Source organism: Shewanella sp. SG41-4 (assembly GCF_014164505.1).
In the GTDB taxonomy this organism is placed as follows: Bacteria; Pseudomonadota; Gammaproteobacteria; order Enterobacterales; family Shewanellaceae; genus Shewanella.
Window position 1 is genome coordinate 1 of sequence record NZ_JACJFI010000091.1, and the last position, 15,074, is coordinate 15,074.

18 protein-coding genes are annotated in these 15,074 nt (G+C 41.6%); 12 read left to right on the forward strand and 6 right to left on the reverse strand.

The features are described from left to right. The 4 genes from lptC to H5202_RS10400 all read right to left on the reverse strand — a co-directional run. The coding region (lptC, locus tag H5202_RS10385) for an LPS export ABC transporter periplasmic protein LptC (RefSeq protein WP_182772019.1) at positions 1-376 on the reverse strand (376 nt) is incomplete at its 3' end. Then, positions 373-939 (reverse strand): 3-deoxy-manno-octulosonate-8-phosphatase KdsC, encoded by a 567-nt coding sequence (gene kdsC, locus H5202_RS10390; RefSeq protein ID WP_182772020.1) that lies wholly within the window; start codon positions 937-939, stop codon positions 373-375. The genes lptC and kdsC, both read right to left, overlap by 4 nt. A gap of 2 nt (positions 940-941) precedes the next feature. Then, a complete protein-coding gene (locus tag H5202_RS10395) occupies positions 942-1,919 on the reverse strand; it encodes a KpsF/GutQ family sugar-phosphate isomerase (RefSeq protein WP_182772021.1) in 978 nt (325 codons plus the stop codon). A 42-nt stretch (positions 1,920-1,961) separates the two neighbouring features. Beyond that, a complete protein-coding gene (locus H5202_RS10400) occupies positions 1,962-2,924 on the reverse strand; it encodes a calcium/sodium antiporter (RefSeq protein WP_182772022.1) in 963 nt (320 codons plus the stop codon). Positions 2,925-3,112: 188 nt separating this feature from the next. Here H5202_RS10400 and H5202_RS10405 point away from each other — a divergent pair, with 188 nt between their 5' ends. The 7 genes from H5202_RS10405 to murA are packed head-to-tail and all read left to right on the forward strand — an operon-like array spanning position 3,113 to position 7,753. Then, positions 3,113-3,937 carry an ATP-binding cassette domain-containing protein gene (locus tag H5202_RS10405; protein WP_182772023.1) on the forward strand — a complete coding sequence of 275 codons (825 nt, stop codon included), beginning with the start codon at positions 3,113-3,115 and terminating at the stop codon, positions 3,935-3,937. Then, on the forward strand, positions 3,870-4,709 hold the full coding sequence (gene mlaE, locus H5202_RS10410) for a lipid asymmetry maintenance ABC transporter permease subunit MlaE (protein ID WP_220493834.1): 840 nt from the start codon (positions 3,870-3,872) through the stop codon (positions 4,707-4,709). Before H5202_RS10405 ends, mlaE begins: the two co-directional genes overlap by 68 nt. A 41-nt stretch (positions 4,710-4,750) precedes the next feature. Next, positions 4,751-5,224: an outer membrane lipid asymmetry maintenance protein MlaD gene (mlaD, locus tag H5202_RS10415; protein ID WP_182772025.1), complete on the forward strand. Its 474-nt coding sequence runs from the start codon at positions 4,751-4,753 to the stop codon at positions 5,222-5,224. 10 nt (positions 5,225-5,234) lie between these two features. After that, on the forward strand, positions 5,235-5,903 hold the full coding sequence (locus H5202_RS10420; protein WP_220493835.1) for an MlaC/ttg2D family ABC transporter substrate-binding protein: 669 nt from the start codon (positions 5,235-5,237) through the stop codon (positions 5,901-5,903). Next, complete coding sequence (locus H5202_RS10425) at positions 5,900-6,199, forward strand: STAS domain-containing protein (protein ID WP_182772026.1); 300 nt, start codon at positions 5,900-5,902, stop codon at positions 6,197-6,199. The genes H5202_RS10420 and H5202_RS10425 overlap by 4 nt, the downstream gene beginning before the upstream one ends. Positions 6,200-6,226: 27 nt before the next feature. Next, positions 6,227-6,478 (forward strand): BolA family protein, encoded by a 252-nt coding sequence (locus tag H5202_RS10430; RefSeq protein WP_182772027.1) that lies wholly within the window; start codon positions 6,227-6,229, stop codon positions 6,476-6,478. Between the two features lie 15 nt (positions 6,479-6,493). Then, the gene (gene murA / locus H5202_RS10435; protein WP_182772028.1) at positions 6,494-7,753 is read left to right on the forward strand and encodes a UDP-N-acetylglucosamine 1-carboxyvinyltransferase; all 1,260 of its coding nucleotides are present in this window, start codon (positions 6,494-6,496) and stop codon (positions 7,751-7,753) included. A gap of 112 nt (positions 7,754-7,865) precedes the next feature. Here the strand turns inward: murA and degS are convergent, their stop codons facing one another. Continuing rightward, complete coding sequence (gene degS / locus H5202_RS10440; protein WP_182772029.1) at positions 7,866-8,945, reverse strand: outer membrane-stress sensor serine endopeptidase DegS; 1,080 nt, start codon at positions 8,943-8,945, stop codon at positions 7,866-7,868. A 155-nt stretch (positions 8,946-9,100) separates the two neighbouring features. Next, positions 9,101-10,450, reverse strand: a complete 1,350-nt coding sequence (gene degQ / locus H5202_RS10445; RefSeq protein WP_182772030.1) for a Do family serine endopeptidase DegQ — start codon at positions 10,448-10,450, stop codon at positions 9,101-9,103. A gap of 323 nt (positions 10,451-10,773) precedes the next feature. Here degQ and zapE point away from each other — a divergent pair, with 323 nt between their 5' ends. The 5 genes from zapE to H5202_RS10470 all read left to right on the forward strand — a co-directional run bounded on the left by zapE (position 10,774) and on the right by H5202_RS10470 (position 14,933). Then, positions 10,774-11,886, forward strand: coding sequence for a cell division protein ZapE (gene zapE, locus H5202_RS10450; protein WP_182772031.1), 1,113 nt, complete (start codon positions 10,774-10,776; stop codon positions 11,884-11,886). Positions 11,887-12,148: 262 nt separating this feature from the next. Further along, positions 12,149-12,577: a 50S ribosomal protein L13 gene (rplM, locus tag H5202_RS10455; protein WP_011638797.1), complete on the forward strand. Its 429-nt coding sequence runs from the start codon at positions 12,149-12,151 to the stop codon at positions 12,575-12,577. Positions 12,578-12,594: 17 nt separating this feature from the next. After that, the gene (rpsI, locus tag H5202_RS10460; RefSeq protein ID WP_011494965.1) at positions 12,595-12,987 is read left to right on the forward strand and encodes a 30S ribosomal protein S9; all 393 of its coding nucleotides are present in this window, start codon (positions 12,595-12,597) and stop codon (positions 12,985-12,987) included. A 392-nt stretch (positions 12,988-13,379) separates the two neighbouring features. Beyond that, positions 13,380-13,568 (forward strand): DUF2065 domain-containing protein, encoded by a 189-nt coding sequence (locus tag H5202_RS10465; RefSeq protein WP_182772032.1) that lies wholly within the window; start codon positions 13,380-13,382, stop codon positions 13,566-13,568. Positions 13,569-13,637: 69 nt separating this feature from the next. After that, positions 13,638-14,933 (forward strand): adenylosuccinate synthase, encoded by a 1,296-nt coding sequence (locus H5202_RS10470; protein WP_182772033.1) that lies wholly within the window; start codon positions 13,638-13,640, stop codon positions 14,931-14,933. Positions 14,934-15,074: the final 141 nt, after the last annotated feature.

Consider the following 15,074-nt stretch of genomic DNA (forward strand, 5'->3'; position numbering starts at 1 on the left):
GTTCTTCTATATCAATGGCATCAATAATAACATTATTTTCCAATGTGACTTTGCTGGTATTTTTATTCAATTGTCCCCGGTCTGCACTTATTTGCCATTGTGCCTTACCATTTTCAGGGAAAATGAGGTAGATGGGTTTGGTAAAGTGAGTGATGTCACTTGAGGCGAAATGCTCCATGTGCTCGGCACTGACTCGACTCTCGACAAATCCTAGTTGATTGAATTCTGTAGTGCGTAGGTTATCTGCAACAAAATCGGGGCGCTCAATACCGCGTATTTTCACCGCATCTATTTCACTGCGTTTTGATTGTGCTTGCCAGTACAATATAAAAGCAAGACCAAAAAAAGCAATAATACCTAGCGTGACTCTATTCATATACTCATACCATGAGCACTGGCAAATTTATCTTGGCTTAAGAGTAATAAGTCGGTGAGTTCGCGTAGTGCGCCATGGCCGCCGTTTAGGGTGGTTGTCATATGACAATGTTGTTTTACAAATGGATGACCATCACCGACACAAACGGCTAGTCCTACGGCTTTCATTACGGGTAGGTCGACCATGTCATCGCCAATGTAAGCCACTTCATCTGCAGTTACATTATAGAGAGACAATAATTGCTCAAAAGGCTCAAATTTATTATCAATACCTTGATAAATATGTGTCACGCCTAATGCCGTCATACGGGTCTCAACAATTTTTGATTTACGTCCTGTTATCACGGCAACATGGAGACCACTGGTAAGCACAGAACGAATACCATAACCGTCACGAGTGTGGAAGGCTTTGAGCTCTTCTCCTGCGTTACTAAGGTAAATACGTCCATCTGAAAATACCCCATCGACATCACAGATTAGCAGTTTTATTTTTTGAGCTCGTTGCCAAATATCATTGCTGATAGGGCCGTAAAATCCTTGGTGAAACGAGGTTGATTCTGACATGATTAAATGACTCCAGCTTTAACCATATCGAGCATGTTTAATGCCCCGATCGGTTGATGTTTTTCATTAACGACAATCAGTCCGTTGATGCTTTTTTCGTCCATGATTTGCAGCGCTTGTGCGGCTAAAATTCCCGCAGGACAGGTGACACAGTTTTCGGTCATGACGTGGGCAATAGAAGTGGTTCGAAGATTCACATCTGCATCGATAACCCTACGTAAATCGCCATCGGTAAAAATGCCTACTAATTTACTGGTATGGTCGACTACCGCCGTCATGCCAAGGCCTTTTTTAGATATTTCATAAAGTGCGTCAGTAATACAAATATCATCATTAACGATCGGCAAATCATCGTCTTTATGCATGACATCATCTACTTTTAGTAATAATTTTCTTCCAAGAGATCCACCTGGGTGTGATAAGGCAAAGTCATCACGAGTAAAGCCTTTTGCTTGTAATAAAGCAATGGCTAATGCATCGCCCATAGCAAGTGTGGCTGTGGTACTGGAGGTTGGTGCTAATCCTAGTGGGCATGCTTCTTCTTGAACTTGAATGCATAAATGAATTTTGGATAAACGTGCCATATTAGAGTCTGGTTTGCCAGTTACTGCAATGACAGGTACGCCCATACGTTGGATAACAGGCATTAATGTGAGTATTTCGCTTGATTCACCAGAGTTGGAAATGGCGAGTACAATGTCATTCTTGGCTAATGCACCCAAATCTCCATGACTGGCTTCACCTGGATGAACAAAAAATGCCGGCGTGCCAGTACTGGCAAAGGTCGCGGATATCTTGTTACCAATATGACCTGATTTGCCCATTCCCATGACAATCACTTTGCCTTTGCACTGCATGATCAATTGACATGCTTGGTCAAACTCAACCGAGTCTACATATTGATATAAATTATCTAAGGCAGCTTTTTCTATATCAATGACTTTACGGCCCCATTGACGAAATTGAGTGTGATTTACCATACTGCTCTCTCTGTTAGCTAGTTTTTACCTTCATGCCCCAATCTAATGCGACTGAAATACAACAATTTGGTACGCAATAAAGGTGATTAATAATAGTGCACCATGCCAGCGAGTAAGCTGTTGCTTAGCGCCACTGGATAAGACTAAAACGGCTAATGCTGCACTGGTGCCTAATACCATATAGAAGTCTCTTCCACTGGCAGAAGCATCTATTTCACCAGGGGAAATCAATCCTGGTAGTGCGAGTACAGCAAGAATGTTAAATAAATTAGACCCAACAATATTACCAATGACAAGGTCGTGTTCTTTTTTTAATACACCAGCAATACAGGCAGCTAATTCTGGTAGGCTGGTACCTACAGCTATAATGGTTAAGCCAATCACAAGATCTGACAACCCATAAAACTTTGCAATACCCACCGCGCCATCAACCATCCAACTTGCTGAGAGGGGGAGTAATATAATACCGACGACTAGCCAAATGATAGCATGAAAGGTTGGCACATTTTTAGGGATCTCAGATTCAAGTTCATCATCTAAGCTGTCGGGGGTTTTATCCTGAGTAGCTTGCCAAATGAAATATCCCATCAACAGTAAAAGTAACGCGATGAGCATGATACCTTCAGTTTGTGTTAACACATTATCATGCAAGGTGTAACCCGCAAATACCGTAGCAGCTAGCATGATAGGTATTTCGCGTTTTAAGGTCTTCGAATCTAAGCTAATAGCACCTAGTAAAGCAGTTAATCCTAAAATTAAGGTAATGTTAGCAATATTTGAGCCCAGTACGTTACCAATGGCGGTATCACGCATACCATCCATTGACGCTGTGGCGGCCACAAACATTTCAGGTGCTGAGCTGCCCATTGCAACGATGGTGAGTCCAATTAACATGGAAGGTAAGCCTAAGTTGCGTGCAAAAGCAGCCGCACCGTAGACAAATCGATCCGCACTCCAAACTAAAACAGCAAGACCTACAACTAACATTAGGATATTAACTAGCATGTGATTCCGATAGTAGTATTTAATTAGCGGGTATTTTCGCTGGATTTTTATCAAATTGAAAGCATTGTGCAGTAATTGCCCCAGTAATGATGGGTGATGATATGGATATAGTTGTCGCTTAATCCACAATTACAGTACAATTTGCCCTTCAACTTAATGCAAGGAAGGCTGTTATCTCCTCAACGCCGATGTCTGATATGAGCAAATCAAGTAATAAACCTTTGGTTGAAGTCAACCATTTAGCATTTAGCCATGGCTCACGCGTCATTTATGAAGATATTTCTTTATCGATTCCAAAAGGTAAAGTAACCGCTATCATGGGGCCCAGCGGTATAGGTAAAACCACCTTGTTGAAATTGATTGGCGGACAGTTAACCCCCAACAGTGGACAAGTTTTATTCGATGGTCACGATATACATAAACTTAAACGCAAAGATCTGTTTGAGTTGCGTAAGCGCATGAGTATGCTGTTTCAAAGTGGCGCAATGTTTACCGATCTTAATGTTTTCGACAATGTCGCATTTGCTTTAAGAGAACATTCTGGATTACCAGAAGAGATTATTCGCACCATTGTATTGATGAAGCTCCAAGCTGTCGGACTCCGCGGTGCCGCGTATATGATGCCTAACGAGTTATCTGGTGGTATGCAACGTAGAGCCGCATTGGCACGAGCGATTGCACTAGAACCAGAGATGGTGTTGTACGATGAGCCCTTTGCCGGACAAGATCCTATTTCAATGGGCATGCTGGTAAAACTTATTCGCGAGTTGTCTGATTCATTAAAACTCACTTCAGTGGTGGTTTCTCACGATGTTAATGAAGTGCTGGGTATTGCAGATTATGTCTATGTGATAGCAGATAAAAAAGTCATTGCACATGGAACACCAGAGCAATTACGTCAATCTGACAATCCACAACTGGTCCAGTTTATCAAAGGCGCGCCAGATGGCCCTGTGCCATTCCATTATCCTGCAGAGGATTATCAAGAGGAGCTACTTCGTGGGCGTAATTGATTATATTGCCGACACCGGCAAATATGCATTGAGATTGGTGCAGGGCTATGGTCGAGCGGGCATCATGTTATGGCGCGCGATTGCGCTTTTTCCTAACATCAAAAAAGGTACCCCATTACTGATAAAGCAAGTTTATGTGCTTGGTGTTCGTTCAATGGTCATCATTTTAGTGTCCGGTTTGTTTATTGGCATGGTATTGGCTCTGCAGGGATATAATATTTTAGTTGGGTTTGGCACTGAAGAAAGCTTAGGCCCAATGGTAGCGTTAAGCTTATTACGCGAACTTGGGCCTGTCGTTGCTGCATTATTATTTGCCGGACGAGCAGGTTCTGCGTTAACCGCCGAAATAGGCTTAATGAAATCGACAGAGCAATTGTCGAGTTTAGAAATGATGGCGATAGACCCATTAAGGCAAATCATCGCACCGCGTTTTTGGGCTGGTGTCATTAGCATGCCATTACTGGCGTTAATGTTTAGTCTAGTGGGTATTTTTGGTGGGCACTTAGTCGGTGTTGAATGGAAAGGCATTGATAGTGGTGCGTTTTGGTCAATTCTTCAGGAATCGGTTGAGTGGCGACAAGATATTGTTAACTGTTTGATAAAAAGTGCTATTTTTGGCGTGGTGGTGACATGGATAGCCTTGTACAGAGGTTATGAAGTTCAACCCAATCCAGAAGGCATCAGTCGTGCGACAACCTCAACGGTTGTGCAGGCAAGCTTAGCTGTTTTAGCGCTGGACTTTTTGCTTACTGCAATCATGTTTGGAAATTAAGATTTTTTCATTGTTTAGATTAATTTAAGTGGTTTAATAGTATGTTGACACGGAAAATAGAGTTATTAGTAGGTGTATTTTTATTGTCAGGTTTGTTGGCATTTTGCGTATTAGTATTCAATGTTGCTAATGTTAAAGTGAAATCCAATTCCCAGACTTATACCTTGGTGGCTGAGTTTAATAATATCGGTGGCCTAAAAGTACGTTCGCCGGTAAAAGTTGGCGGTGTCGTTGTCGGACGCGTGACTGATGTTACCCTTGATAGTCATAAATTAGTACCTGTTGTGACGTTAACAATGGATAAGCGTTTCGATAAATTCCCCGAAACCAGCAGTTTGGCCATTTTGACTTCAGGGTTACTTGGGGAGCAGTTTATTGGTCTAACACCTGGATTTATGGACGATGATATTTCGATGCTTGCCGATGGCGATAAAGTACATGACACGCGTGGTGCATTGATTTTAGAAGATTTAATTGGTCAGCTGTTATACAGCATGTCATCTAAAGATAAATAGGATCCCTATTATGAAAACGTTTTTTAGTCGTGTTATAGCTTTATGCCTAGTGGGCAGCGCTGTTATCAGCCAAGGTGCTACGGCTGCTAATGATGAGGTGAATACTAGTGATCCTTATGAGATGATCAAACAAGTAGCCAATATGACCTTTGATCGGTTTAAATCAGATAAAGCATTAATTAATGCCGATTTAAGCCACTTAAAAGTGATTGTACGTGAAGAGCTTATGCCTTACGTCGATTATAAATACGCTGCATATAAGGTCATGGGGCAGTATTTAAGTGATACCACCGTAGATCAACGTAATCGTTTTGTTGAGGCTTTCGAAGGCTATTTAGTCGCAACTTATGCTCAAGCATTAACAGAATATACCGATCAAAAAGTGGCCTTTGATCCGCCGAGTGATTTTAGCGACGAAAAAATAGTTGAAGTGAACGTGCAGATTATCGAAAACGGTCGTCCACCGATTAAAATTCAATTTAAGGCGCGTCGTTTGAAAGACAATACTTGGAAAGCATTTGATTTAGTGGCAGAAGGTGTGAGTTTACTCGCTTCTAAACAGTCTGAAATTTCAAACTTAATCCGTCAGCAAGGTATTGAAGCGGTGATTACAATGTTGAATGATAAAACCCAACAGAATATTGATCGCCAACCAGCAAAAGAAGCAGCAGCTGCGTGATTACCTTTAATCAACAAGAGCAACGTTGCATTGTCAGCGGTCGGTTAACACAAGATGATGTAAAACAATTGTGGCCTAAACGCCATGAATTGTTTACTGCATCGACTCAAGTGGTAGACTTATCAGCATTGGAATACGTCGACAGTGCAGGTGTTGCATTGTTATTAGCGTTTATCAAACTACATGCTTCAAGTAGCCAAGAAACAAGTGTGTTACGTCAATTGGTTAATCCAAGTGATCAGCTCAAGAAAATGATTGAGCTTTATGATTTAGACGCTTTTTTCAGCCAAATATAGTTTCAAATAGTAAAGGTAATTGATTTCATGGAATGCAAGGTTATTGAACAGATTTTAACAGAGGCGTTGTCGCTAACAGAAGCACATGTAACTTCTGATGGCAGCCATTACAAAGTGGTCGCAGTGGGTGAATGCTTTGAAGGCATGAGCCGCGTGAAACAGCAGCAGGCGATTTATAGCCCTTTAGCTGAGCAAATTGCCAGTGGTGAATTGCACGCGTTAACGATTAAAACTTTTACGCCTACTCAGTGGAAGCGTGAAAAACTTTTCAATATGTAACAACAGAGACTCACAGTGGATAAATTAACTATTAAAGCCAGTAATCCTTTAGCTGGCGAAGTCGTGATCTCTGGTGCAAAAAACGCAGCATTGCCAATTTTAATGGCTGGCGTATTAGCCGAAACAGATTTTATTGTCTCAAATGTGCCTAACTTACGTGACGTGATCACCAGTTGTGAACTTTTACGCTGTTTAGGTGCAGAGGTTGAAGACTTAGGCGGTAGCCGCATTCGTATTTCAACTACCAACTTAAATGAATATTGCGCCCCTTATGACTTAGTCAAAACCATGCGCGCCTCTATTCTTATTTTAGGTCCATTGCTTGCCCGTTATGGTACTGCAGATGTTTCTTTACCTGGCGGTTGTGCTATTGGCGCACGTCCGGTGAATCTACATTTACATGGCTTAGAGCTAATGGGTGCTAAGATTGAAGTCAAAGAAGGCTACATTAAAGCGCGTGTCGACGGTCGTTTAAAAGGCGCACATATCTTTATGGATATGGTCAGCGTTGGTGCAACTGAAAACTTGCTTATGGCTGCAGCGTTAGCGGATGGCACAACAGTGATTGAAAATGCTGCACGTGAGCCCGAAGTCACTGATTTAGCTCATTGCTTAATTGCTATGGGTGCAAAGATCACTGGTATTGGTACTGCAACGTTAAAGATTGAAGGGGTTGAGCGATTATCAGGTTGCGAATATCGCGTTATGCCTGATCGCATCGAGACCGGTTCATTCCTTGTTGCAGCAGCCGTAACACGTGGCAAAATTCGCTGCGTATCAGCAGACCCTAGTGCATTAGAGGCAGTGTTATCAAAGCTTGAAGATGCTGGTGCTGAAATCACTACTGGTGAAGATTGGATTGAGCTTGATATGAAAGGCCAGCGTCCAAAATCAGTCAATATTAAAACCGCACCTTACCCTGCATTTCCAACCGATATGCAAGCGCAATTCTGCGTGTTGAATGCCCTTGCTGAAGGCACTGGTCATGTTACTGAGACGATTTTCGAGAATCGTTTTATGCATGTACCTGAGTTGAGCCGTATGGGTGCTAATTTAGAGCTTGAAGGCAACACTTGCATTATTCATGGTATTGAACGCTTAAATGGCGCACAAGTTATGGCGACAGATTTGCGTGCATCTGCCAGCTTAGTGATTGCAGGCTTAATGGCTGAAGGTACTACAACAGTAGATCGTATCTACCATTTAGACCGCGGTTATGAGCACATTGAAGCTAAGTTCCAAGGCTTGGGTGCTGAAGTCGTTCGAGTTAAATAGTTTACGTTAAATATTGAGAGTGAAGTAGGTATAAGCATTACCGCGGACTCACAAAAAAGCCATTCATTTGAATGGCTTTTTTGTCGATGCATATTGTCAATATTTGCGTCTGCTACTCTGTTTCAGTGATCTTTTCCGCAATAATCACCGGTAGTGTTTGCTTTTTACCTTCACGAATAATGGTCATGTTGACTTTAGTCCCCGGTGTGGTTTCTGCAATTCTGTCCATTAACATTTCAACCCCTGGAACATCTTCGTCATTGTATTGAGTAATAACATCCCTAGGTGATAAACGTGCACGTGCAGCCGGTCCATCAGGATCAATACCGGTAACCAACACCCCTTTTAAATCAGGTAGGTTAAGTATCTGCGCCATTACCGGATTGAGTGGCTCACCCGAAATACCTAATGCGCCACGAATAACCCGGCCATGCTTAACCAATTTATCCATAATACTGTGGGCTAATTTAATTGGAATCGCGAAACTAATCCCATTGCCACCATTATCACCACCCACTTGGAATGCGGCAGTATTAATGCCAATTAATTCACCACTGGTGTCGATTAATGCGCCGCCAGAATTGCCTGCATTAATGGCGGCATCAGTTTGTAGAAAGTCTAAGTAACCTGAACTTAAGCCGTTACGTCCTGTTGCACTGATAATCCCTTGGGTAATGGTTTGGCCAATATTATAAGGATTGCCAATGGCCAATACCACATCGCCTACTTGGGCTAGCTTATTGAGATTAATCGGTACGATAGGTAAATTGTCACCTTCAATCTTGAGCACTGCTAAATCAGTTTCCGGATCTGAACCAACCACTTCAGCGGTAAATTTTCGCCCATCTTGCAGCGCAATCACAATCTCGTCAGCTTTTTTTATCACATGGTAATTGGTTAATACATAACCTTCTTTACTCATTATTACTCCAGAGCCGAGGCCTTGAAGTGAACTTGAATTGAGTGGATTATGTTGGTCAATACTAAGGCTATAAATATTAGCAACGGCAGGGGCTGCACGACGAACCGCTTTAGCAAAAGATAATTCTGAGCCATTGTTGCTAACATTCGTTAAGTTATGGTTGAGCGAGGAGTTTTGCATCAAAGAGGTTATGGCTAAAAAAACAGCTGCCATGATCAGACCAAATACCACAGCCTTAGTTATATAGATGCAAGTGTCTTTTAAGTTCATGGCATGAATAATTGTTAAAAAAAATGGCTGTTATATTAACATAGCTCGATAAATTAAGCATCGACCAAACGTTTGTCGATGCTTAATTCCTTAACTGATATCACACTCAATAATCGAATGATTGTTATCGAGTGTGATCTAGTTGCTTGATGATTTTAGCGTAAGACAAGGTAGAGCAAGTTGTTATCACGTAAGATTTTTAGCGCTACAGAGCTTTGGTTGTCTTTCAACATTTCTTTTAATGCTTTAAGACTAGTGACTTTGTTGCGGTTAAGTCCCACAATTAAATCGCCTTTCTGTAAACCGCTCATTGCCGCTGGCGAGCCTTGAGCAATCTCAGTTATCTGGATTCCTTTCTTGCTGTCCTCTAGCGTTGCACCTTGTAACATTGGATGCACGTTACCCGCTTCTGCCTCGACTTTATCCGCTTCACCTAAAGTTGCTTTAATGGTCTTTTTATCACCGTCACGAATTATACCAAATTCTACTTCAGCACCAGCGCCCATAGTGGCCACTTTTGCACGTAGTTCTTGGAAGGTTTTAATGCTGCGGCCATTAAGGGTGACAATAATATCACCCGCTTTTAGTCCGGCTTTGTCGGCGGCACTCTTTGGCATGACTTCATTCACAAAGCCACCATGTTGAGTGTCTAAACCGAAAGCTTTGGCTAGTTCATTATCAAGATCTCGTCCTGATACCCCAAGCACGCCGCGTCTTACTTCACCGTGTTCAATAATTTGATCAACAAGGTTATTAACCATATTGGCAGGGATTGCGAAACCAATACCGACGTTACCACCATTAGGGGCGACAATAGCGGTGTTAATTCCGATGAGCTCACCTTTTAAGTTAACTAATGCGCCACCTGAGTTACCACTATTTATAGCGGCATCGGTTTGGATAAAGTTTTCTAGCATTTCAATGCCTAAACCACTGCGGCCTAGTGCGCTTACAATTCCTGAAGTAACGGTTTGCCCAAGACCAAATGGGTTACCAATGGCCACTGCAAAATCACCGACGCGAATTTCATCAGAATCAGTTTGTTTAATAGCAATTAAGTTTTTTGCTTCAATTTGAAGCAGGGCAATGTCCGACTCTTTATCTGCGCCTATTAACTTAGCTGTAACTTCACGGCCATCATGTAAACCAATTTGAATGTCGTCAGCACCATTAATGACATGGTTATTAGTAATGATGTAGCCTTTGTCTGCATCAATAATCACCCCTGACCCTAAACCTCTAAAAGGGCGTTCTTGAACTTGTTCTTGTGGGGCATTAGGACCAAAGAAGTAGCGAAACACATCCGGTACGCGTTGTTTTGAAACTTGGGTGCCCGATACTGCTACCGACACAACCGCTGGCGTTGTCCGTTCTAACATTGGCGCTAAGCTAGGAATGGCTTGCCCGTCGACGGCTTGTGGAATGGCAGCAAATGATAGCGTGGGTGTCATGGCTAACGATGCCGTTAATAACGCAGCAGAAAGTAAGCTTAATTTGGTTTTCATCTATGGATAGCTCCTGTATGCATTCAAGCTTGGTAACATAAAATATGTGGCTTGATGGCATGATTTCAAAGTTAAATATCGTTAATCATTCTTGTTAGTGTGTTGCCGTGAGCTTGTTTGATGATGTTCTACAATGGCGAGGCAAGTCAGCACAATGATAAGCAAACAATTAGCAAATTTACGTTAATCAATCAGAGTAGTGGTCATCGTGTTAGTTCCATTTTTATTAACAAAGGTTAATTTGATCCGTTGAAGCCATTACTCGTATTGATTGTTTAATGTTATTATTCGCAGCAATTATTTGATGTAAGAGAGTCGTAATCGTGTCGCAGTTAACCCCTTGGCAGCATTATCAGCAAGACCTTACCCGAGATGATTTTTCACATGATGCCGCACAAGAACAAGCGGTTAAGTCATTACAACGAGTCTATGATGAATTGATTGTCGCCGCTAAGCCCGTATCAGGTGTCAGTAAATTGTTTAGCGTAATAGGAATTAAGTCGACACCGGTTCCCGTAAAAGGTTTGTATCTTTGGGGGGGCGTTGGCCGGGGTAAAACCTATCTTATGGACACCTTTTTTGATGCATTGCCAACAGATCGAAAATTACGTGCTCATTTCCACCGCTTTATGCACCAAATTCACCATGATTTAGGTGAACTAAAAGGCGTGCAAGATCCTCTACTTACTATTGCAAAAAAGATGGCGTCACAATATCAAATTATCTGTTTCGATGAGTTTTTTGTGTCGGATATCACCGATGCCATGTTGTTAGGGACATTATTTCAAGCATTATTTAAAGAAGGCGTTGCCCTAGTCGCCACTTCAAATATCATCCCTGACGAGTTATACAAAAACGGCTTACAACGAGCGCGTTTTTTACCTGCGATTGCCTTGATTAATCAACACTGTGAAATCTTAAATGTCGATTCTGGAATAGATTATCGTCTGCGTACATTAGAGCAGGCAGAGATTTATCATTATCCACTCGATGATCAAGCTGACATCAATCTATTACATTATTTCGACCAACTGGCACCGGAATCTGAAAAACTGACTGCTCCTATAGACGTTGATGGGCGTGCAATTCGTATTCGTCAACAGTCGCAAGGAGTACTGTTAATAAGTTTCCGTGATTTATGTGATGGACCTCGCTCACAACGTGACTATATGGAAATGGCTTGCCTATACCATACAGTGCTAGTGAGTGGTTTAGAGCAAATGGGTGCACAACAAACGGGTGATGATATTGCCAGACGCTTCTTGGCCATGGTCGATGAATTCTATGAAAGAAATGTGAAATTGATTATTTCAGCCCAAGTCGAATTGGAACATATTTATACTGATGGTCAGCTAAGTTTTGAATTCAGACGCTGTCGTTCAAGGCTTATTGAAATGCAATCAAGAGAGTATTTGGCGCTGGAACATTTGCCTTAAACCTACAAACGGTACTTTTTGAAAAGTCGGGTATTTTTGTTCATCGATTATTAAGTGATTTATTTGAAATATTATCAAAAATCAGGTGATCTTTGCCGTGGCTTTGCGTATAATCTGCGACCTGCCCGCGTTAATCCGCCAATTTGGGCGGAAGTTGTAAGCCAATATTCATGTTCGAAGGGGCAAGAATCGGTAATTTTGTGTTGATTGCAACCTGCAGTCAGCATGTGAGACAGAAAATTAACTTTGGGTTTTTGTAATAATGAAGACTTTTACTGCTACACCAGAAACTGTAACTCGTGACTGGTTTGTTGTTGACGCTGAAGGCAAAACTTTAGGCCGTATCGCAACTGAAATCGCAACTCGCTTACGTGGCAAGCATAAGCCAGAATACACTCCACACGTTGATACTGGTGATTATATCATCGTTATTAATGCTGAAAAAGTGACTGTAACTGGTAACAAAGCAGCCGGTAAGATCTACTACTCTCATTCAGGCTTCATTGGTGGCATTAAGCAAATCAGCTTTGAGAAGCTTCAAGCTCATAAGCCTGAAATGATCATCGAGAAAGCAGTTAAGGGTATGTTACCAAAAGGTCCTTTGGGCCGTGCCATGTTCCGTAAGCTTAAAGTTTATGCTGGCACAGAACATAACCACGCTGCACAACAACCACAAGTTCTTGATATCTAAACGGGAGGAGTAAGCAAATGTCTGCAACTCAGTACTACGGCACTGGCCGTCGCAAAACATCTACAGCTCGCGTTTTCGCTAAAGCAGGTAGTGGCAATATCGTTGTAAACCAACGTCCTTTGGATGTATATTTTGGTCGTGAAACTGCTCGTATGGTTGTTCGTCAACCATTAGAATTAGTTGAAATGACTGATAAATTAGACATCTATGTAACTGTTAAGGGCGGTGGTACTACTGGCCAAGCTGGTGCAATTCGTCACGGTATTACCCGTGCATTATTGCAACTAGATGAAGCTTTACGTCCTACTCTACGTAGCGCTGGTTTTGTTACCCGTGATGCACGTAAAGTTGAACGTAAGAAAGTTGGTCTACGTAAAGCACGTCGTAAGCCACAGTTCTCTAAGCGTTAATTCGTTTTTTGGATTCAAAAAACCCAGCATTTGCTGGGTTTTTTATTGCCTAAAATTTATCGTGTAAAATGTGATTTGTGTGCGTTAATGGTGTTGGATAACATCGATGTTATAAAGTCGGAAACTCCGGCTAAAAGGTACATCCCTGAACTAAGGATAAAAACACCTCATAAACAGCTCTTTGTCTTGCTTACTGCGTCATTTTTTACACAAGTAGACTTACAATAGACCTGCTATTGACACGTCAATTCGACTTGTTAGTAAAACAAATGACAAATTTGATCGGGGTTAATGACTAAATTTATGATCTTTATATTTATATTCTCATCTTTTATCTTGAGTTGAGGTTACATAATTAATGGAATTGGTATCAGTTGGAAAGAGGCTAAAACATGAATTTACCATTGTTAATGACCGCATTTGGCTTAGTTTTAATTATTGAAGGGCTTGGTCCGTTACTTTTTCCTAACAAGTGGCAAAAATATTTATTAGAGCTTTCTGCGCAAAAGCAAAATGTTCTCAGACGCTTAGGTGGTTGTTTAGTCACAACAGGAATTGTTTTATTGATTATTTTTCAATAAAACACTTGCCTATAACCCCCTAAAATCTGTTAAAATTCCATTTTATACCACAAGACGTTGCAGCTAATAATGGGCAAAAATGTAGTCGTACTCGGCACCCAATGGGGTGACGAAGGCAAAGGTAAGATTGTCGACCTTTTAACAGAACAGGCAAAATACGTAGTTCGTTACCAAGGCGGCCATAATGCCGGTCATACTTTGGTAATTGATGGTGAAAAAACCGTTCTTCATCTTATTCCGTCAGGTATTTTACGTGATAACGTAAAATGCATTATCGGTAATGGTGTGGTTGTTGCTCCTGATGCGTTGATGAAAGAAATCAACATGCTAAAAGCACGCGGCATACCTGTCGAAGAACGTTTGTTAATTTCTGAAGCATGTCCGCTTATCCTTCCATTCCATTGTGCATTGGATGTTGCTCGTGAGAAAGCTCGCGGTAATAAAGCCATTGGTACAACGGGTCGTGGTATTGGTCCTGCATATGAAGACAAAGTTTCTCGTCGCGGTTTACGCATCGGTGATTTGTTTAATGCAGAACTTTTTGCTACTAAGTTACAAGAAGTGATGAAATATCATAACTTCATGTTAACTGAGTACTACAAAGTTGAAGCCGTTGACTACCAGCAAACACTTGATGATGCATTAGCGATTGCTGATTATCTAAAAAGTATGTGTACTGATGTTAGTGAAATGCTTGATGTTGCCCGTAAAGCGGGTGAGCCAATTCTATTTGAAGGCGCTCAAGGCACATTATTGGATATCGACCACGGTACTTATCCATTTGTGACGTCATCAAATACTACAGCAGGTGGTGTCGCGACCGGTTCAGGTTTTGGTCCTCGTCATTTAGACTATGTTTTAGGCATCATGAAAGCTTATACGACTCGCGTCGGTGCTGGTCCATTCCCAACAGAATTAGCCAATGAAATTGGTGATTATATTGGTGAAAAAGGCCAAGAGTTTGGTGCAACAACTGGTCGTAAGCGTCGTCCAGGTTGGTTAGATGCTGTGGCAATGCGCCGTGCAGTTCAAATCAACAGCGTAAGCGGTTTTTGTTTAACTAAATTAGACGTTTTAGACGGCCTAAAAGAAGTTAAAATTTGTGTTGGCTATCAAAATGCTGATGGAACAGTTTCAAAGGTTACCCCTTTGGCTGCAGAAGGTTATGATTTAGTTACCCCAATATATGAAACCATGCCTGGTTGGAGTGAAACCACTTTTGGTGCCACAACAATCGAGCAATTGCCTCCAGCGGCAATAAATTATATCAAACGTATCGAAGAGTTATTAGAAACGCCTATTGATATTATCTCTACAGGTCCGGACAGAAATGAAACCATGATTTTGGTTAGTCCGTTCAAGTAAACCAAAAAGGCCGCGATAAGCGTAATGCCGTTCACTTAAGGTGAGCGGCATTTTTCCTTTTTGCGACAGGATAACCATTCTTACTCACTTTTAAGCAGCGCGGGTAACTTCTTTCTCGCTTTCCCTCTAACATAAATTGCC

What these genes read in the sequence shown, in the direction of transcription:
- kdsC (WP_182772020.1), bottom strand. Translation starts at nt 939, where the DNA reads ATGTCAGAATCAACCTCGTTTCACCAAGGATTTTACGGCCCTATCAGC.
- H5202_RS10395 (WP_182772021.1), bottom strand. Translation starts at nt 1,919, where the DNA reads ATGGTAAATCACACTCAATTTCGTCAATGGGGCCGTAAAGTCATTGAT.
- H5202_RS10400 (WP_182772022.1), bottom strand. Translation starts at nt 2,924, where the DNA reads ATGCTAGTTAATATCCTAATGTTAGTTGTAGGTCTTGCTGTTTTAGTT.
- H5202_RS10405 (WP_182772023.1), top strand. Translation starts at nt 3,113, where the DNA reads ATGTCTGATATGAGCAAATCAAGTAATAAACCTTTGGTTGAAGTCAAC.
- mlaE (WP_220493834.1), top strand. Translation starts at nt 3,870, where the DNA reads ATGGCCCTGTGCCATTCCATTATCCTGCAGAGGATTATCAAGAGGAGC.
- mlaD (WP_182772025.1), top strand. Translation starts at nt 4,751, where the DNA reads ATGTTGACACGGAAAATAGAGTTATTAGTAGGTGTATTTTTATTGTCA.
- H5202_RS10420 (WP_220493835.1), top strand. Translation starts at nt 5,235, where the DNA reads ATGAAAACGTTTTTTAGTCGTGTTATAGCTTTATGCCTAGTGGGCAGC.
- H5202_RS10430 (WP_182772027.1), top strand. Translation starts at nt 6,227, where the DNA reads ATGGAATGCAAGGTTATTGAACAGATTTTAACAGAGGCGTTGTCGCTA.
- degS (WP_182772029.1), bottom strand. Translation starts at nt 8,945, where the DNA reads ATGAACTTAAAAGACACTTGCATCTATATAACTAAGGCTGTGGTATTT.
- degQ (WP_182772030.1), bottom strand. Translation starts at nt 10,450, where the DNA reads ATGAAAACCAAATTAAGCTTACTTTCTGCTGCGTTATTAACGGCATCG.
- rplM (WP_011638797.1), top strand. Translation starts at nt 12,149, where the DNA reads ATGAAGACTTTTACTGCTACACCAGAAACTGTAACTCGTGACTGGTTT.
- rpsI (WP_011494965.1), top strand. Translation starts at nt 12,595, where the DNA reads ATGTCTGCAACTCAGTACTACGGCACTGGCCGTCGCAAAACATCTACA.
- H5202_RS10465 (WP_182772032.1), top strand. Translation starts at nt 13,380, where the DNA reads ATGAATTTACCATTGTTAATGACCGCATTTGGCTTAGTTTTAATTATT.
- H5202_RS10470 (WP_182772033.1), top strand. Translation starts at nt 13,638, where the DNA reads ATGGGCAAAAATGTAGTCGTACTCGGCACCCAATGGGGTGACGAAGGC.